Raw genomic sequence first — 16,435 nt, forward strand, 5'->3', positions numbered from 1 at the left:
GATGACAACGAGATGCACCACTTGCGCGCCCTAATGGACGAGGTATTCGGAGAGGAGAACTTCGTCGCAACAATTTGCTGGCACAAGATGGAGAGTCCCAAGAACACCGCTCGTCACTTCAGTGAGGATCATGACTACGTATTGCTTTATGCGCGAAGTGCTGAACAGTGGCGACCAAATCGTCTGCCCCGGTCCGAGGAGATGTTGAAGCGCTACAAGAATCCAGACAACGACCCGCGAGGCGAATGGCTGTTGAGCGACTTGGCAGCGAGAAATGCGTACTCAAAGGCCGCTATTCGATCACGACGCCAACCGGCAAGACTATCGAAGGGCCACCTGCAGAGAGCTATTGGCGGGTGAGCAAGGAGAAATTCGAGGAGCTTGACGCCGACAACCGGATCTGGTGGGGAGAATCTGGTTCGAATCGGCCAGGAATCAAACGATTCCTTTCCGAAGTTCAGCAAGGTGTTGTTCCGCAGACAATCTGGCATTGGAAAGATGTTGGTAGTACGCGACACGCCAAGCAGGAATTGAGTCAAGCGCTGGATCTCGGACCTGGGGAAGACGCTTTCGTAACACCCAAGCCCTCCCGACTCATCCGCCGCATCCTCCAGGTCGCTACCGACCCGGATTCCATCGTCTTGGATTCCTTCGCCGGCTCTGGTACCACGGCCCATGCGGTTCTTGCAGAAAACCGAGAAGACGCCGGCAACCGTCGCTTTATCCTTGTTGAGTTTGAGGACTACGCCGACAGCTCACCGCTGAGCGGGTGAGGCGTGTCATCAACGGCGTGCCAAAGGCAAAGGACGACGACCTTAAAGCCGGGCTCGGCGGCACCTTCAGCTACTTCGAGCTCGGGCGTCCCATGCGCCAGGAGTCACTCCTCGACGGATCCCACCTGCCGACATGGGAGAAACTCGCCTCATACATATTCTTCACCGCAACCGGACAGGAGTTCGACCCGGCCCAGACCGACCGGGAGACCGGATTTGTGGGAAGCACTGAGTCCCACGATGTATTCCTCATCTATGAGCCGGACGTCGAAAAGCTCAAGAGCCTGGCGCTATCGCTTCCAGTGGCCCGCGTCCTGCCAGCAGGATCGAGGCGCAAGCTCGTCTTCGCTCCGACCAAATACCTAGACCCCGAGTTCCTTCACCAGCACCGGATCGACTTCCAGCAGCTCCCCTTCCAGATCTACGAAGCCATCGAGAGGCTTGAAAGTTGATCCTAAAGGAGTACCAGCAGCGGGCGCTGGCGGCTGTGCGCAGTTTCCTTGAAGAGCTCGCGGTGTGGCGGGAAAAGGAGGAGGAAGCTCGGAGCCAGGATCCTGGCTGGGGGTTCGACTGGATAGAGCGGGCCTGGACCAAGTCCACGACTGGGCGTCCCTACTCCTCGCGCCGTAACGGCCTTGACGAGCAACTGCCCGCTTTTTGCCTGAAGATCCCGACGGGAGGCGGCAAGACGTTGCTCGCGACGCTGGTCATCGGTCTCGTCAATCTAAAACTGGCGGAGGTTGTTGACAGTCGGGGTCTTTCGTGAGAGGAAGACCTATGGACGAAAGAGACCAGCAGCGCAAGATCCGGCACCGTTTGGCGGTGCTTCGCCACGCGGAGGAGATGATCAAGCTAGACCTTCGCATTCGCAACAAGGCGAGCGGCGACTGGCGAGATGCGATTCTTGGTCGTCGCCAATGACCTCCACTTCAATCGGCTTCCCTACGAGATCAAGGCACCCAAGATGAGACAAGCAAACCGCGACGATGGCGCGCACTACCAGCACAACCTTTTCGACATCACCACTGAGGATGACCTCAACCAGTTCGAAAACTCCGTCGCGACGTATCTCGACGCCCAAGCGAGGCTGTTCTTCTGGTACCGCAACCGTGCCCGCAAGGACTATTACGTACAGGGCTGGAAGCCACGCCGGATTTACGCCGACTTCATCGTGACACTGAAAGGTGACGAACCTGGAGACGACGACTTCCACAAGGTCTTCGTAGTCGAGACCAAGGGCGTCCATCTCAGTGGTTCAGAAGACTCGGAGTACAAGCGAACGGTCTTCGACATCTGCAGCAAGCACGCCGGGGAGACCGATTGGGCTGAATTCGTACCCACCATGCAGACCAAGGTGCTCCGCTTCGTGGTCGTCGATGAAGACGAGCGGCAGGCCCGCCTGAACGGGATGCTGTTCTCAGACGAAGAGAGAGGGGTCCTCTATGGCAACATGAAAGACAGGACTCCCGCTCGCGTTCACTTGCTGAGCGCCAACTGCCGTCGGCGTAGCAAAGAAGCCATGTCAGGTGCTCGCGTTGACCCGTGCCTTTTTAGCGCTTCTTTTTTCGCGGCCGGGGTTGGATTTCCTTTTGCGATTGAACGCGTGGTGGCTTAGGGGGCGGACCTTGTTGTACTGGTACGGCAATCTGGCCCACGCGCCTAATGAATGCCTTGCCAAGATGGTTCTCGACAATCTTCACCGTTCCCGTGTGATTCATCAGGTGATTGACTGAATGGTGGATGCTCAAGACGAGGTCTTGAAGCTTGTCGTCTTCTTCTAAGTCCACTACACGTAGGCCAAGGTCTCTGAGTTGCGCTTTGCCAAGGCGTCGACCATGGCTCATGTGCTGGTCGTAGTCAGAGAGCACTCTTGCGACCGCCTCTGCCTTGGCCCGTGCATCGTCTTCGGAGGCAAACATGTATTTCTCGAGCCAGTCTGTCACCATCGAAGTAGCCAAGTGCTCAGCGTCGTCACAGATTTGAAGGAGCGCTGGTGATAGACCTCGAATAATTGGAAGCCAGGCGGCAATGTGGTCAGGATTCTGCTTGAGGTCTTCGGTGGCATCTCGGAACTGTTTTCGTATCGCTGCCGCTGGAGCAGTCCTTGGACCTTCTGGCGTGGCGATAGTCATCTGAGGGTCGATTGGCCCCAGTTGTGAGTGATCCCCCAATACGATCTCATCGGCTGCCATGGCCATCATGGTTGCCGCTGACATTGCGGCCACCGGAACAATGACCCGAAGACCTGGGAATCGCCCACGTATGTATTCGACTATCGACTCTGCGGCTTCTGCAGTGCCTCTAGGAGAGTGAAGGATCAGGTCGATTGGTCGTTCTCGGTCGAGGCCGTGGACCACTTCCATGAACGCACCAACATCTGGATCTAGAGAGATTTGGGTGTCGTCTGGTGCTGCTCCTGGGGGTGGTGCGAAGCCAGCGGTTTCGTAGAGGATGAGGGATCGCTCGGTATAGTCAGCAAGGTCGCGCATGTAGCGGCGTCGTACCCCGTCAAAGTCAGGCGGCCCGTTTCCTGCCTGGCTATTGATCAGCTCTTTTTCTACTTGTCCCCAGGTGGCCACCGGGTAACTCTATATTGCGGGCATGTACTTTCCGGTGGACGAAGAAGATGAGATAGTGACTGTGTAACTCATCTGGCCTTGCGCGGCCGAATAGGCAGCCATGGCCGACTCGTATAGCTGCACGGCCTCGATTATTCCGGCTGGGGCTTCGAGGTCGTCAAGTGGCACTTCAGCGATTTCCCTGCTTATGGCACCTTCACTATCGTTGTACGTGGTCACCACTCACCTCCTAGAAGGTAGAATGTAGCGATTGTAACGGTGAGTCGTGTCATCAATTGCTCCAATAATCCTAGTGGCACATGCTCAATGCCGTCTGGCTAACTGTCGTCGCCGTTGCCGTTGACGCTGACGGGGACCTCGTTGGGGAAGTGGCAGGCCACGTAGTGGTCTTCGGAAATCTCCCGCAGCACCGGCTCCTCGGTTGAGCAAACGTCTTGCACCTTCTCGCACCGGGTTCTGAACCGGCACCCCGACGGGGGGTTGATGGGCGATGGAAGCTCGCCCTCGATCTGGCGATCGGACACCGGGTGATCGGGGTCGGGTTCGGGGATCGAGGCCAGCAGCACATCGGTGTAGGGGTGGGCGGGGTGGGCGTAGAGGGCGTCGGGCCCGGCCACCTCGCACACCTTGCCCAGATACATCACCACAACCCGGTCGGAGACGTTCTTGACCACGGCCAGGTCGTGGGCGATGAACACCAGAGTCAGCCCGTAGCGGTCTTTCATCTCTTCCAGGAGGTTCAGGATTTGGGCCTGCACCGACACGTCCAGCGCCGACACCGGCTCGTCGCAGATGATCACCTTGGGGTCGAGCACCAGGGCCCGGGCGATGCAGATGCGCTGGCACTGGCCCCCCGAGAACTGATGGGGGCGGCGGTCGGAGACAACCTCGGGGTCGAGCCCGACCGCATCGAGCACCTCGTTCACCTTCTGATTGGCCATATCCCCGGAATCGTTGTGCCAGATGGACAGGCCCTCGGCCACGATGTCCTTCACCTTGCGCCGGGGGTTCAGAGACGAGATCGGATCCTGGAAGATCATCTGCATCCGGGTGCGGGTGCGGCGCAGCTCCTCTTTGGATAGCTCGGTCATCTCCACGCCGTCGAAGCGCACCGACCCTGCGGTGGGCGAGGGAAGCTGCATCATGGCCCGTCCGGTGGTGGACTTGCCGCAGCCCGACTCGCCGACCAACCCCAAGGTCTCGCCCTCGAGTATGTCGAAGCTGATGCCCGACACCGCATGCACCACCGCCCGGCGTCCGGCGGGGAACTCCATCACCAGATCTTCCACGGTGACCAGGGCTTCGTCGCCCCTCATGTGGACTTTGCCTGTTCCAGCCATTCGTTCGTCCTCCTCGGATTGGTGAAAGCCGGACTACGAGACCGCGGCGGCGGTCAGATCAAGACCGGCGGCGGTGATACCCGTCGCCTGGTTGGCGGCCAGCGCCTCGGCGTTCTCCGGCGATCCCACTGGATAGAAGCAGGCCTGTTTGTGGCCGGTCTGGCCGGTGTCGAACAGTTCTGGCTCCTCGGTTGTGCACTGCTCCTGGGCGTAGCGGCACCGAGGGGCGAACCGGCAACCCACCAGCTCCAGCACCATGTCGGGCGGGCGGCCGCTGATGGCGTCCAGCCGGGTGTGGCTCTGGTGCTCCACTCGGGGGATCGACTTGAACAGCGCCTCGGTGTAGGGGTGGTTCATGTGGTGGAACAGCGTGGTGGTGTCGGCGGTCTCCACCATCTTTCCGGCGTACATCACCCCGATGCGACGCGCTCGGCCGGCCACCACGCCCAAGTCGTGGGTGATGAGGATCATGGCCATACCCAGCTCCTCCTGGAGCGAGGCCAACAAGTCGAGGATCTGCTTCTGCACGGTCACGTCCAGCGCGGTGGTGGGCTCGTCGGCAATCAGCAGCTTGGGGTTACAGGCCAAGGCGATGGCGATGGTGACCCGCTGGCGCATTCCGCCCGAGAGCTGGTGGGGGTACTCCTTGAGCCGCTTACGGGGTTCGGGGATGCCCACCTGGATCATCAGCTCGAGTGCTCGCTCCATGGCCTCCTGCTTGGATGCCCCGAGGTGGTAGCGGATGGACTCGGTGATCTGGATGCCCACCTTCTTGACCGGGTTCAGCGATGTCATGGGGTCTTGGAAGATCATCGCCATCTGGGTGCCCCAGAAGTGCTTTGCCTCGCTGCGGCTCAGTTGGCGGGTGTCCTTGCCGTCGAAGATCACCTTTGAGCCGTCGGGAACGATGGCGTTGCTGGTCAAGATGTTCATGATCGAGCGCACTAGCACCGATTTGCCTGAGCCCGACTCGCCCACGATGCCGATGGTCTCGCCCTTGGCCAGCGAGAAGCTCACTCCGTCAACGGCCTTGAGGATCCCGCGCGGCGTGTCGAAGTAAGTTCGGAGGTTCTCCACCTCCAGTAGCGGACGCTCAGATTCCACTGCGTTCCCCCTGCTTTCTGTGGGCTGGCCCAGACGTGGCTGACATGTTAAGCGAATCACGGTCCGACTGGGAATCCCTCGGCGCACCCGGCCTGTTTCGGCGTCGGCCCTCGACCTGTCGGCCTATCCCGGTAAGCCCGCCGAAGAGGCCGTACTTGCGCCGAATCTGCTCTCGAACCGTCATCGGCTGGCCGAACTCATCCAGCACTTCCTCAAGTTCCCCGTCGGGGTCTTCCTGGTCTCGGTTGTAGGCGATGACGGTGGTTCCGGCCACCCAGTCCGACACCGTGCGGCGGCGGCGGTCGAAGGGGACCGTGAGGTAGGTGGCCGCGTTTGCGATGACTCCGCCGAGCACCACGGGGGGCAAGATCCACGGCACTCCGCCCACCAGCCATCGGGCACCGCACCGGCCCAGACTGAGGTGGCCGCCGTCATTGGTGCGCACGGCCCGCAACTTCATCAGATCCATGGCCGGGGTCTGGCCCTCGTTCCAGCGCAGGAACACCATCGTGTAGACGAAGTGGAAGAAGATGTAGCCCAGGATGGCGGCGGTGGCCCGGCCCCAGGGTTCGGGCTGCCAGCGGGTGGAAACGTCGTCCATGAACCACAAGAGCTGGATCACGGTGAGCATCCACTGGATGAAGAACACGGTGATGGCGTCGATGATCCGGGCCAGCGCCCGCCGCCACACCGCGGCCACCGGATACGGCTTGCCGTCGGGCCCGGCCACGATGGTCGCGCCCTCGGGGAACTCCTCGTCACCCACTGGTGTTTTTCTGGGCTTCGAGCGCCTTGTTGGCGCAGAAGCCAGTTGCCGACGCGCCTTGGACTCCGCACGGGCAATCGCAGAGTCTCCCAAAGGACTGCCTCTTCCCATCATGGCCGCGCCCTCATAGCAGCTCTTCAACCAACTCCGAGGGGCGGGCGATCACGGCCCGGTCGCCGCGCACAACCACGGGGCGCTGCATCAGCTTGGGGTGCTCCATGAGCAGATCCGCAACCGCATTGGCGCTCTGGTAGTCGCCGATGTCGAGCCCGAGTTCTTTGAAGTGGCCGTCTACCCGCACCAGCTCGGCAGGCTCATTGGGCAGCATCTCCAAGAACCGCTCCAAGTCGTCGCGGCTCAGCGGGGTTTTGAGGTATTGGACGACGTCGAACTCGACGCCCCGCGACTCGAGAATGTCGAGCGCGCCCCGGGACTTGCCTCAACCGGGGTTGTGGTACACGACAATCTCAGCCATCCCTCGACGTTACCCCAGCACGGCAAGTTGTTCTTTTCCGAGACCGTCTGCGGATCGGCGGTGGGAGTACGCCACCATCTACCATGGCGTTATGCACGACCTGGTGATCAAGGGCGGTTTGATTGTGGACGGCACCGGTGGCGAGCCGTTCACGGGAGATTTGGCCATCGACGGGGAGCAGATTGCCGGGGTGTATCCGGGCGGCAATCCCGACCTGGACGGCGAAGAGGTCTTTGACGCCACCGGACTGCTGGTTACCCCGGGGTTCGTGGACTGCCACACCCACTACGACGGCCAGGTGACCTGGGATCCGATTCTGGAGCCGTCGGCCCACCACGGGGTGACCACGGTGATGATGGGCAATTGCGGGGTGGGGTTCGCCCCGGTGCGGCCCGGCACCGAAGAATGGCTCATCCAGCTTATGGAAGGGGTGGAGGACATTCCCGGCGCTGCCCTGTCGGAGGGGATCACCTGGGAGTGGGAGACCTTTCCCGAGTACCTCGACGCCCTGGAGCGCAAGCCCTTGTCTTTGGACATCGGCTGCCAGGTGCCCCACGGCGCGGTCCGGGCCTATGTGATGGGGGAGCGGGGAGCGAAGAACGAGCCCGCCACCCCCGAAGACATCGCCCAGATGCGCGACATCGTGGCCGAGGCGCTGCGGGCCGGCGCTTTCGGCTTCTCCACGTCCCGCACCATCGCCCACATGGCCATCGACGGCGAGCCGGTACCCGGCACCTATGCGGCTGAGGACGAGCTGTTCGGCATCGGAGAGGCGCTGACCGAGGTAGGACACGGCCTGTACGAGCTAGCCCCTGCCGGAGTAATTGGTGAGGACTTGGCCGCTCCCCACAAAGAGGTCGACTGGATGCGCCGCCTGTCGGCCGCAACCGGCCGTCCGGTTACCTTCGCCCTGGTGCAGGTGGACGCCGCCCCTGAGCTGTGGCGGGAGGTCATGGATCTTTCGGCCGACGCGGTGGCCGATGGGGCCCAGCTCCATCCCCAGGTGGCTCCCCGGTGCAACGGCATCTTGATCGGGCTTCAGACCAACCACGCGTTCAGCAGCCGGCCCAGCTTCGCCGAGATCGCCGAACTGCCCCTGGAAGAGCTGGTGGCCGAGCTGCGCCGTCCTGAACGCAAGGCCGCCATCTTGTCGGAGAAGAGCTCGTTCACCAATCAGTTCGCCGAGTACATGGGTACCCAACTCCACCGGATCTACGTGCTGGGCGACCCCCCCGACTACGAGCCCGGCCCAGAGCGGTCGGTGGCCGCCATCGCCGAGACCCAAGGCCGGGAGACCGAGGACTTGCTGTACGACCTGCTGTTGGGGGACGACGGCCGAGCGCTGCTGCTGTTCCCGTTCCTCAACTACAGCCACGGCAACGCCGACGCGGTGCGAGAAATGTTCATGCATCCCTCTGGGGTGTCGGGGCTGTCGGACGGAGGGGCCCACTGCGGGGCCATCTGCGACGCTTCCATGCCCACCTGGCTGCTCACCTTCTGGGCCCGCGACCGCCAGCGGGGTGACAAGCTCCCCCTGGAGTTTGTGGTGCAGAAGCAGTCGCGCGACACCGCCCGGCTGTTCGGGCTCACCGACCGGGGAACCCTGGAACAGGGTATGAAAGCCGATGTGAACATCATCGACCACGAGGGGCTTACCTTGCACCCGCCGAAGCTGGTGGCCGACCTGCCCGCAGGGGGCCGGCGCTTCGACCAGAGGGCCACCGGGTATGTGGCCACCCTGGTCAGCGGAGTGGTGACCCGTCGCAACGGAGTAGACACCGGGGCCCGCCCCGGCAAGCTGCTCCGAGCGGGCGTCTAGGAGACAACGCAAGCCGTAAGACAGAGAGGTAACACCATGCTTGATCTGGTGATCGCCAACGGCACCGTGGTGGACGGGACCGGCGCCGACCGGTTCGTGGGCCACATCGGGGTCAAAGACGGCAAGGTGGCGGTGGTGGACCGCAGCGGCGGTCCCGCCCCCGAGGCGACCGAAACCATCGACGCCACCGGGCTCCTGGTGACCCCGGGCTTCGTTGACTGCCACACCCACTACGACGGCCAGGTCACTTGGGACGAAAAGCTCCAACCGTCGTCCAACCACGGGGTGACCACCGTGGTGATGGGCAACTGCGGGGTGGGTTTCGCCCCCGTGCAGCCCGGCAAGGAGGACTGGCTCATTCAGCTCATGGAGGGGGTGGAGGACATCCCCGGCACTGCCCTGGCCGAGGGCATTACCTGGGGGTGGGAGAGCTTCCCCGAGTACCTCGACGTTCTGGACGAGCGCCGCCTGTCGATCGATGTGGCCGCCCAGGTGGCCCACGGCGCGGTGCGGGGCTACGTGATGGGGGAGCGGGGGGCCAAGAACGAGCCGGCCACCCCCGAAGACATCGAGGCCATGTACGCCATCGTGCGCGAGGCCATCGAAGCTGGCGCGCTGGGAGTGTCCACGTCGCGCACGCTGGGTCATCGGGCCATCGACGGCGAACCGGTGCCGGGCACCTTCGCCGCCGAGGACGAGCTGTTCGGCCTGGGCCAAGCGCTGGCCGATTCTGGCTCTGGGGTGTTCGAGTTGGCCCCGGCTGGCGCAGCGGGACTTGATCTGGTGGCCCCGCCCAAAGAGATGGACTGGATGCGTCGCCTGTCGGCTCGCTTCGACGTGCCGGTGTCGTTCGCCTTGTTGCAGCTTGAGGCCGCTCCTGACTTGTGGCGGGAGATGATGGACGAGTCGCTGCGGGCGACCGACGAGGGTGCCCGGGTGTACCCCCAAATCGCCGGCCGGCCGTTCGGAATGCTCATCGGCTTGCAGACCAACCACGCCTTCGCCAAGCGGCCCACCTTCGCATCGCTGGCCCACCTGTCCTTCGATGAGCTGGTGGCCGAGCTGCGCAAGCCGGCGGTCAGGGCCGCCATCTTGGCCGAGGACGACCTGCCCCCCGACCCGACCGTGCTATTCGACCAGATGCCCAACATGGTGGCGTCGATGATCCACAAGCTGTACGTGATCGGCGATCCGCCCGACTATGAGCCCACCAACGACCGGACGGTGACCGCCATGGCCGCCCAAAGGGGGGTGGATCCATTCGAGATGCTCTACGACCTCTACCTGGAAGAAGATGGGCACGCGCTGATGATGCTGCCCATGTTCAACTACGTGGAGGAGAACCACGACGTCATTCGAGAGCAGCTGCTGCATCCCGCCGGGGTGTCAGGGCTGTCGGACGGCGGGGCCCACTGCGGCATGATCTGCGACGCCTCTATTCCCACCTTCATGCTCACCCATTGGACCAGGGACCGTACCCGGGGCGAGCAGCTCCCTCTGGAGTGGGTGGTAAAGAAGCAGACCCATGACACCGCCTCCCTCTACGGGCTGGGCGACCGGGGAACCCTGGAAGTGGGCAAGCGGGCCGACGCCAACGTGATCGACCACCAGGCGTTGACCCTGCGCTCTCCCCGGGTGGTTCACGACCTGCCCGCCGGAGGCCGCCGGCTGGACCAGCGGGCGGACGGCTATGTGGCCACCGTGGTGGCCGGCGAGGTCACCCGCAACAACGGAGCCGACACCGGGGCCCGGCCCGGCCGACTGGTGCGCGGCACCCGGTAGCCGTCGATCCGACATGGGCATCGACCTGGACCGCTACCGGCTCCGATCCGGCAACGGCGACCACGCCGGTCACTCGCATTTCGACTTCTGGTTGTTCCATCGGCTGGGCGATCGAGCAAAAACAGGCCCGCCCCCGAGATGATCCACTTCCCCGAGGGAACCGTCATCGCTGAGGTGGTCAACCAAGACCTCGACGGCATCGGCCGAGTGCAGGCTGGAATGGCCTCCAACGGCATCGAACAACTGCTTCTGGGGAATTCCATCGAAAACCCCAAGTTGGGAAAGAGCCTCTGGCGGAAGGGGGTCGGCATCGGCAATAATCGGAGGTTTATTCCTTAAGTCGGCGCATTTGGGATTTAACCCCCTATTGCACCGGACGAATGAGCTTGGGAGGCGCCCCATGTCCAGTGTCGTCAGGGCCGCAATCGTGCAAGCCGCGTGGACCGGTGACCAGGAGTCAATGGTCGAGCAGCACGAGAAATACGTGGCGGAAGCCGCCGCGGCGGGAACTCAGGTGATGTGCTTCCAGGAGCTCTTCAACGGCCCCTATTTCTGCCAGGTGCAGGAAACCGACTACTACAGCTACGCCGAGGCCATTCCCGACGGACCCACCACCAAGCGGTTCCAGGAGACCGCCGCCAAGCACGGCATGGTGCTGGTTCTGCCCATGTACGAGGAGGAGCAGCCCGGGATTCTCTACAACACTGCGGCGGTCATCGACGCCGACGGGACTTATCTGGGCAAGTACCGCAAAACCCACATCCCCCAGGTGAAGGGCTTCTGGGAGAAGTTCTACTTCCGTCCCGGAAACCTCGGCTATCCGGTTTTCGAGACCGCGGTGGGAAGGGTCGGTGTCTACATCTGCTACGACCGCCACTTCCCCGAGGGATGGCGGGCCCTGGGCCTCAACGGCGCCCAGGTGGTGTTCAATCCCTCGGCCACCAGCCGGGGGTTGTCGGCCTATCTGTGGAAGCTTGAGCAGACGGCGTCGGCGGCGGCCAACATGTACTTCGTTGGGGCGATCAATCGGGTGGGCGTCGAGCCGCTGGGCGACAACGACTTCTACGGCACGTCGTATTTCGCCAACCCGCGGGGCCAGTTCGTGGAGGATCCGGCATCAGACCAGGAACAGGAGCTGGTGATCCGCGACCTGGACTTCGACATGATCGATGAGATCCGCTCCCTGTGGGCGTTCTACCGCGATCGCCGTCCCGACATGTATGGGCCCCTCACCGAGGCGTAAGCCGAGTCCCGTGTCCGCCAACGCCGACTTGCCCGTGAGCCAGCTGTCGTGACCACCAACGCCATTCTGCATCAGCGCTATCAGGCGATTCTGCCCTCCTACGTCAAGCCGCTCTACGCCGAACCCATCAGCATTGAGCGCGGCCAGGGGAGCTATGTGTGGGACGTGGAGGGCAATCGGTACCTCGACTTCTTCGGCGGCGTGCTCACCACGATGGTGGGACACAACAACCCCGCGGTCACTGCGGCCATCCAGGAGCAGGCGTCCAAGGTGCTGCACACCTCCACGCTGTACCTCTGCGAGCCGATGATCGAGCTGGCCGAGGAGATCGCGGCCATAAGCGGCATCCCCGACGCCCGAGTGTTCTTCACCACCTCAGGGACCGAGGCCAACGACACCGCCATCTTGTTGGCCACCAGCTATCGCAAGTCCAACGAGGTGCTGGCCATGCGCAACAGCTACCACGGGCGTTCGTTTACCGCGCAGGCCATCACCTCCCACTCGTCGTGGTCGTCGACCGCGCTGTCGGGCCTGGCGGTACACTTCGTCCACGGGGCCTACCGGCTGCGCAGTCCCTTCCGGCACCTGGACGATGACGAGTTCACCGAGGCCTGCACCGATGATCTCCGGCAGGTCATCGACATGATGACCACCGGAGAAGCGGCCTGCCTCATCGCCGAACCCATTCAGGGAGTGGGCGGCTTCGCCACGCCACCGGACGGCTTCTTCGGGTCGATGCACAAGGTGCTGGCCAACCGGGGAATCCTGTTCGTGACCGATGAGGTGCAAACCGGCTGGGGGCGCACCGGCGAACACTTCTGGGGCTATCAGGCCCACGACATCATCCCCGACATGCTCACCTTCGCCAAGGGCGTGGGGAACGGGATCACGCTGGCCGGCATCGTGGCCCGGGCCGAGATCATGGACACCATCTCTGCCCTGAGCTTCTCCACTTTCGGCGGCAATCCGCTGTCTACCGCCGCCGGGCTGGCCACCTTGAACTACGTGCGGGAAAACGACCTCCAGGGCAACGCCCTGCGCATGGGCAAGCGGCTGGCCGACGCCCTCTGGCCGGTGGCCGAGCAGACGCCATGGATCGTCGAGCTGCGGGGCAAGGGCCTCATGCAGGCCATAGAGATCGTGGAGCCGGGCACGATCCAACCCGACGCCAGCCGGGCCGGCGAGCTGCTGGAGGGCTGCAAGCGGCGGGGGCTTCTGGTGGGCAAGGGAGGGCTGTACGGCAATGCCCTTCGGATCACCCCGATGCTGGATGTGGCCGAGGAGGAGATCGACGAGGGCGTGACCGCCATCTTGGAGACGATTGAGGAGATCGATAGGCAGGTATGACGCTATGACAACTTTCATCGAGGAGAGATAGGGGGCAGAGACTATGACAACGCTCATCAAGAACGGCACGGAAGGACTCTTGCCGTGACCACCCTGATCAAGAACGGCACGGTGGTGAGCTCTACCGGGGCTGGTCCGGCTGAGGTTCTGATCGACGGCGAAACCATCGTCGCCGTGCTGCAACCGGGATCCGATTTGGCCCTGTCGGCTGAGAACGGGGCCGACCGGGTGATCGACGCCACCGGCAAACTGGTCGTGCCCGGCGGGGTGGACGTACACACCCACATGGAGCTGCCCTTCGGCGGCACCATCGCGTCCGACGACTTCGAGACCGGCACCCGGGCCGCCGCCTGGGGCGGCACCACCACCATTGTGGACTTCGCTACCCAGAGCTACGGGCTCGACGTGCGCGAGTGCTTCGACGCCCGCATGGCACAAGCCGAGGGCCGGTGCGCCATCGACTACGGCTTCCACATGATCATCGGCGACGTGACCGACGGCGCCCTCAAGGAGATGGACCTGCTGGTGAACGAGGGGGTGACCAGCTTCAAGCTGTTCATGGCCTACCCCGGAGTCTTCTACAGCGACGACGGCCAGATCCTGCGGGCCATGCAGCAGTGCGCCGGCAACGGCGGGCTCATGATGATGCACGCTGAGAACGGAATTGCCATCGATGTGCTGGCCGAGCAGGCATTCGAGCGGGGCGAGACCGGCCCGGTGAACCACGGATACGTGCGTCGGGCCGAATTCGAGTCAGAAGCCACCCATCGGGCCATCCAGCTGGCCAAGGTGGGCGCCGCTCCTCTCTACATCGTGCATCTCTCGGCCAAGCAGGCGCTGGAGCAGGTGGCCATTGCCCGCAACAACGGCGCCAACGTGTTTGCCGAGACCTGTCCTCAATACCTGTACTTCAGCCTCGAGGAGCACCTCGACCAGGGCTGGGACGGCGCGGCCTACGTGTGCTCGACGCCGATCCGCTCCCACCACGACCACCATCAAGACGAGCTGTGGAAGGGGCTGCGCACCAACGACCTCGCCGTGGTGTCCACCGACCACTGCCCGTTCTGCATGAAGGAGCAGAAGGAACTGGGCGTGGGCGACTTCCGGGCCATACCCAACGGCATCGGCACCGTCGAGCACCGGATGGACCTGATCTATCAGGGTGTCGTCACCGGGGAGATCACTCTGCCCCGGTGGGTGGAGCTGTGCTCGACGACTCCGGCTCGCATGATGGGCCTCTACCCCCGCAAGGGCATCATCCAACCCGGATCTGACGCTGATGTCGTCATCTACGACCCTCGGGCAACCTGGACTATCAGCGTCGAGAACCACCACATGAACATCGACCACTCGGCCTACGAGGGGATCCAGGTCGGCGGTCACGTCGACACCGTGCTGTCGAGGGGCCGGGTCATCATCGACAACGACCAGTACCTGGGCTCCATGGGCCACGGCCATTACCTGCGCCGAGGCCTCAGCTCCTATCTGATTTAGAGCCGAGGACCACGCGGAAGAGGAGGGCGAATGCGTGACATCCATCATTTGATCGACGGCCAGTCGGTTACTGGCGAATCGGGCCGAACATCGCCGGTCTTCAATCCGGCCACCGGAGAGCAGACCGGGCGGCTCTCGCTGGCGTCAGCCGCTGAAGTGGACACCGCGGTGGCTTCGGCCCAGGCCGCGTTCGACGAGTGGGGCAATGTCTCGGTTGCCCGACGAACCACCCTGATGTTCGCCTTCCGGAACTTGGTGGTGGACAACGCTGAAGAGATCGCCAAGCGCCTTACTGCCGAGCACGGGAAGGTGTACGCCGATGCTATGGGCGAGGTGGCCCGGGCCATCGACAATATCGAATACGCCTGCGGTTTGGCCGAGCATCTCAAGGGAAGCCACAACGAGATGGCGTCCACCGGCATTGACGTTTACACCGTGCGCCGCCCGCTCGGGGTGGTAGCCGGGATCACCCCGTTCAACTTCCCGGCCATGGTTCCGATGTGGATGGTGCCCAACGCCATCGCCTGCGGGAACACCTTCGTGCTCAAGCCGTCGGAGCGCGACCCGTCAGCACCGATGTTCATGGCTGAGCTGTTCCAAGAGGCGGGCTTCCCGCCCGGCGTGCTGAATGTGGTGAACGGTGACAAGGTGGCGGTCGACCGGCTGTTGGAACACCCTGACGTGAAGGCGGCCAGCTTTGTGGGCTCCACTCCCATCGCCCGCTACGTGTACACCACCGGCACGTCGCACGGGAAGCGGGTGCAGGCGCTGGGCGGGGCCAAGAACCACATGGTGGTGCTGCCCGATGCCGACGTGGAGCTGGCGGCCGACTCGGCGGTATCGGCGGCCTACGGCTCAGCGGGGGAGCGCTGCATGGCCATCTCGGTGGTGGCCGCGGTGGGCGATGTGGCCGATTCCCTGGTGGAGGCCATCAAACTCCGCATGGAGAAGCTGGTGATCGGCGACGGCACTGATTCGGCATCGGACATGGGGCCGCTGATTGCCCGCGAGCACCGCGACCGGGTCGCCGGCTACATCGGCTCCGCCGCCGAGCAGGGGGCAACCGTGGTGGTGGATGGCCGCGACACCCGGTTCGACAACGACGGCTTCTTCCTCGGGGTGTCGCTGCTGGACAACGTCACCGCTGAGATGCACGCCTACCGCGACGAGATCTTCGGTCCGGTCCTCAGCGTCGTGAGGTGCGACACCTATGGCGAAGCAGTTCAGCTCATCGCCGACAACCCTTGGGGCAACGGGGCTGCCATCTTCACCCGCGACGGCGGAGCAGCCCGCCAGTTCCAAACCGACGCCGACGCCGGCATGGTGGGCATCAACGTCCCCATACCCGTGCCCGTGGGCTACCACTCGTTCGGCGGCTGGAAGGACTCCCTCTTCGGCGACACCACGATGTACGGCCCCGAGGGAATCCGCTTCTACACCCGCCCCAAAGTCATCACCTCCCGCTGGCCCGACCCCGCCACCAGCTCAGTGGACCTGGGCTTTCCCACCAACGAGTGATAGCTAGGCCGGTTGTCTGGTTGACAACGGATTGGCTGGGGCGTTGATGTGGTGTTGTAGGGTGCAAATGTGACTGCTTCCCCCCCCCCCCCCCCGAGTTGGCTCGTTTGTAGTTGAATCCCGGCAGGGAATTGGCGGATCTGAGGTTCCCCCTGTTGTCCGGTCACTTGGTTTATGCGGCTTGTTCTAGTCGGT

General features: G+C 63.4%; 19 protein-coding genes. 13 read left to right on the forward strand and 6 right to left on the reverse strand.

The annotated features are described in order from the left end of the window. The first annotated feature begins 33 nt into the window (after nt 1–33). The 6 genes from OXG30_06865 to OXG30_06890 are packed head-to-tail and all read left to right on the forward strand — an operon-like array spanning nt 34 to nt 2,388. Complete coding sequence (locus tag OXG30_06865) at nt 34–360, forward strand: hypothetical protein (protein ID MCY4134621.1); 327 nt, start codon at nt 34–36, stop codon at nt 358–360. Next, complete coding sequence (locus OXG30_06870; GenBank protein MCY4134622.1) at nt 246–773, forward strand: site-specific DNA-methyltransferase; 528 nt, start codon at nt 246–248, stop codon at nt 771–773. Before OXG30_06865 ends, OXG30_06870 begins: the two co-directional genes overlap by 115 nt. Further along, entirely contained in the window at nt 770–1,225 is a 456-nt protein-coding gene (locus OXG30_06875; protein ID MCY4134623.1) for a hypothetical protein, read from the forward strand. Before OXG30_06870 ends, OXG30_06875 begins: the two co-directional genes overlap by 4 nt. Continuing rightward, nucleotides 1,222–1,539 (forward strand): DEAD/DEAH box helicase family protein, encoded by a 318-nt coding sequence (locus OXG30_06880; protein MCY4134624.1) that lies wholly within the window; start codon nt 1,222–1,224, stop codon nt 1,537–1,539. The genes OXG30_06875 and OXG30_06880 overlap by 4 nt, the downstream gene beginning before the upstream one ends. Nucleotides 1,540–1,550: 11 nt before the next feature. After that, complete coding sequence (locus OXG30_06885; protein ID MCY4134625.1) at nt 1,551–1,694, forward strand: hypothetical protein; 144 nt, start codon at nt 1,551–1,553, stop codon at nt 1,692–1,694. After that, complete coding sequence (locus OXG30_06890; GenBank protein ID MCY4134626.1) at nt 1,678–2,388, forward strand: hypothetical protein; 711 nt, start codon at nt 1,678–1,680, stop codon at nt 2,386–2,388. Before OXG30_06885 ends, OXG30_06890 begins: the two co-directional genes overlap by 17 nt. Here the strand turns inward: OXG30_06890 and OXG30_06895 are convergent. The 6 genes from OXG30_06895 to OXG30_06920 all read right to left on the reverse strand — a co-directional run bounded on the left by OXG30_06895 (nt 2,324) and on the right by OXG30_06920 (nt 6,908). Then, nucleotides 2,324–3,352, reverse strand: coding sequence for a serine protease (locus OXG30_06895; protein ID MCY4134627.1), 1,029 nt, complete (start codon nt 3,350–3,352; stop codon nt 2,324–2,326). The genes OXG30_06890 and OXG30_06895 overlap by 65 nt on opposite strands. Nucleotides 3,353–3,361: 9 nt before the next feature. Next, nucleotides 3,362–3,571, reverse strand: a complete 210-nt coding sequence (locus tag OXG30_06900; protein ID MCY4134628.1) for a hypothetical protein — start codon at nt 3,569–3,571, stop codon at nt 3,362–3,364. Nucleotides 3,572–3,669: 98 nt separating this feature from the next. Further along, a complete protein-coding gene (locus tag OXG30_06905; GenBank protein ID MCY4134629.1) occupies nt 3,670–4,692 on the reverse strand; it encodes an ATP-binding cassette domain-containing protein in 1,023 nt (340 codons plus the stop codon). 33 nt (nt 4,693–4,725) lie between these two features. Then, nucleotides 4,726–5,796, reverse strand: coding sequence for an ABC transporter ATP-binding protein (locus OXG30_06910; GenBank protein MCY4134630.1), 1,071 nt, complete (start codon nt 5,794–5,796; stop codon nt 4,726–4,728). Beyond that, nucleotides 5,786–6,562: an RDD family protein gene (locus tag OXG30_06915; protein MCY4134631.1), complete on the reverse strand. Its 777-nt coding sequence runs from the start codon at nt 6,560–6,562 to the stop codon at nt 5,786–5,788. The genes OXG30_06910 and OXG30_06915 overlap by 11 nt, the downstream gene beginning before the upstream one ends. Before the next feature lie 124 nt (nt 6,563–6,686). Next, a complete protein-coding gene (locus OXG30_06920; protein ID MCY4134632.1) occupies nt 6,687–6,908 on the reverse strand; it encodes a hypothetical protein in 222 nt (73 codons plus the stop codon). A 220-nt stretch (nt 6,909–7,128) separates the two neighbouring features. Here OXG30_06920 and OXG30_06925 point away from each other — a divergent pair, with 220 nt between their 5' ends. The 7 genes from OXG30_06925 to OXG30_06955 all read left to right on the forward strand — a co-directional run bounded on the left by OXG30_06925 (nt 7,129) and on the right by OXG30_06955 (nt 16,240). Continuing rightward, entirely contained in the window at nt 7,129–8,856 is a 1,728-nt protein-coding gene (locus tag OXG30_06925; GenBank protein MCY4134633.1) for an amidohydrolase family protein, read from the forward strand. A 36-nt stretch (nt 8,857–8,892) separates the two neighbouring features. After that, nucleotides 8,893–10,638: an amidohydrolase family protein gene (locus tag OXG30_06930; protein ID MCY4134634.1), complete on the forward strand. Its 1,746-nt coding sequence runs from the start codon at nt 8,893–8,895 to the stop codon at nt 10,636–10,638. A gap of 138 nt (nt 10,639–10,776) precedes the next feature. Further along, the gene (locus OXG30_06935) at nt 10,777–10,977 is read left to right on the forward strand and encodes a hypothetical protein (protein MCY4134635.1); all 201 of its coding nucleotides are present in this window, start codon (nt 10,777–10,779) and stop codon (nt 10,975–10,977) included. 61 nt (nt 10,978–11,038) lie between these two features. Continuing rightward, on the forward strand, nt 11,039–11,881 hold the full coding sequence (locus OXG30_06940; GenBank protein MCY4134636.1) for an acyltransferase: 843 nt from the start codon (nt 11,039–11,041) through the stop codon (nt 11,879–11,881). Nucleotides 11,882–11,929: 48 nt separating this feature from the next. After that, nucleotides 11,930–13,228: an aspartate aminotransferase family protein gene (locus OXG30_06945; GenBank protein ID MCY4134637.1), complete on the forward strand. Its 1,299-nt coding sequence runs from the start codon at nt 11,930–11,932 to the stop codon at nt 13,226–13,228. 84 nt (nt 13,229–13,312) lie between these two features. Then, nucleotides 13,313–14,722: a dihydropyrimidinase gene (hydA, locus tag OXG30_06950; GenBank protein MCY4134638.1), complete on the forward strand. Its 1,410-nt coding sequence runs from the start codon at nt 13,313–13,315 to the stop codon at nt 14,720–14,722. A 30-nt stretch (nt 14,723–14,752) separates the two neighbouring features. Continuing rightward, on the forward strand, nt 14,753–16,240 hold the full coding sequence (locus OXG30_06955; GenBank protein ID MCY4134639.1) for a CoA-acylating methylmalonate-semialdehyde dehydrogenase: 1,488 nt from the start codon (nt 14,753–14,755) through the stop codon (nt 16,238–16,240). Nucleotides 16,241–16,435 lie beyond the last annotated feature (195 nt).

The organism is bacterium (genome assembly GCA_026708015.1).
Lineage (GTDB): Bacteria > Actinomycetota > Acidimicrobiia > Acidimicrobiales > Bin134 > Poriferisocius.

Coding starts and splice junctions, on each gene's coding strand:
- OXG30_06865 (MCY4134621.1), top strand. CDS start 34: ATGGACGAGGTATTCGGAGAGGAGAACTTCGTCGCAACAATTTGCTGG.
- OXG30_06870 (MCY4134622.1), top strand. CDS start 246: ATGGCTGTTGAGCGACTTGGCAGCGAGAAATGCGTACTCAAAGGCCGC.
- OXG30_06885 (MCY4134625.1), top strand. CDS start 1,551: ATGGACGAAAGAGACCAGCAGCGCAAGATCCGGCACCGTTTGGCGGTG.
- OXG30_06905 (MCY4134629.1), bottom strand. CDS start 4,692: ATGGCTGGAACAGGCAAAGTCCACATGAGGGGCGACGAAGCCCTGGTC.
- OXG30_06925 (MCY4134633.1), top strand. CDS start 7,129: ATGCACGACCTGGTGATCAAGGGCGGTTTGATTGTGGACGGCACCGGT.
- OXG30_06930 (MCY4134634.1), top strand. CDS start 8,893: ATGCTTGATCTGGTGATCGCCAACGGCACCGTGGTGGACGGGACCGGC.
- OXG30_06935 (MCY4134635.1), top strand. CDS start 10,777: ATGATCCACTTCCCCGAGGGAACCGTCATCGCTGAGGTGGTCAACCAA.
- OXG30_06940 (MCY4134636.1), top strand. CDS start 11,039: ATGTCCAGTGTCGTCAGGGCCGCAATCGTGCAAGCCGCGTGGACCGGT.
- OXG30_06955 (MCY4134639.1), top strand. CDS start 14,753: ATGCGTGACATCCATCATTTGATCGACGGCCAGTCGGTTACTGGCGAA.